This is a genomic window from Stieleria mannarensis, from assembly GCF_014154935.1.
Lineage (GTDB): Bacteria > Planctomycetota > Planctomycetia > Pirellulales > Pirellulaceae > Stieleria > Stieleria mannarensis.
The window spans coordinates 1-1,232 of the sequence record NZ_JACEHH010000159.1; the positions used below are offsets into that span (position 1 = coordinate 1).

Annotated in this window: 1 protein-coding gene; it reads right to left on the reverse strand. The window is 57.4% G+C overall.

Annotation, left to right across the window (positions count from 1 at the left end):
• On the reverse strand, positions 1-1,208 hold a 1,208-nt coding region (locus tag H1B37_RS32875), incomplete at its 3' end, for an IS66 family transposase (RefSeq protein WP_182871498.1).
• Positions 1,209-1,232 lie beyond the last annotated feature (24 nt).

Genomic DNA, 1,232 nt, shown 5'->3' on the forward strand with positions numbered 1-1,232 from the left:
TCGAGGCGGGCGAGCCGGCGGCGGAGGCGGTCACGCTCGCGGCGAATGTTGTGCTCTTCCCGTTGCTTTTGGCGGTGGGCGCGAATCGAGTCTCGATGGGACAACGCCCATACATCCGGACGCAGGGATTCGTAGTCTTGGTTTCCGGAGAGCAGTTCGTTCATGACGTCCTCCAGGTACGCCGCCACATCGAGGTCGTTGCGGACCGCGCTGCTGACCAACGTCATCAACGTCGCCGTTCGATAGCCCGAGGCGAGGCTGCCAAGGTGGAGCCAATTCTTGCGTCCTAAGGCGACTTGTTTCATCAACTGCTCGCACTGGTTGTTGTCGATCGGGACTCCCCCATCTTCCAAGTACGCTGTCAGTCCAGACCACTGATTCAGGATGTACCGCTGCGCGTCGCTAATTGAATCAGTGCTCAGCACGTCGCCCATCTTCGTCTCCAGGTACGATCGCATCTGCTCCCAGATCGGAACCGCTCGGCGCTGACGCAAAGACAAGCGATCCGAAGCCGATAACTTCCGTGCTTCATCTTCAACGTCATAGAGCAGGCGAAAAAGTCCCAGCAGATACTTGGCATGCACTTCGTGATTGCCCAGCGCAGCTTCCACCTTGCGCCGCGCATGGGCGACGCACGCGGCATGAGTAATCAAGCCGTTGGATCGAATGTAAATTCCAGTGTTCGCTCCGTAGCAGTCTCCAAGTAAGGTCCCCTCATATCCTCTATCAACCAAGAACAGGTCCGGGCCGTCGCGATGTCGACTGACGGTGAAGTCGAACACGTTGATCGGTATGTGAACACCGCGATATGCCCACATCTTGGCTGTGATGCTTTTGAGCCCCTCGGACTTGGCTGCTTCGAAGACTTCGGCGACACGACTGCTTTTGGGGTCGTCATCGGTTGCTTCGGGAATCTCTTCTGGTAGCAGTAAACGGATCGATGTGTCATCGCTTCCGATGCAGCTGTCGGTGCGAACCAGATCGGCAAGCCATCGAGCGAAAGGGCGAAGGACTTGCTCGGCAGCTTCTTGTAAGTTCAGCAGCGTGCTTCGTGAAAGATAGAGCCCGCATTCGGCGAACATGTCTTCTTGTCGGTAGATCGGCAGGTGATAGCCGAGTCGGTTTGCAATCACTGCCGCGGCGAAGGATGTATCGTAGCGATCGCCGCCGATCAGCGCCGGTGGCCGTGGTGCCTGGAGAACACCCAAGTTCGGTTTGTCTTTGTGGACGTA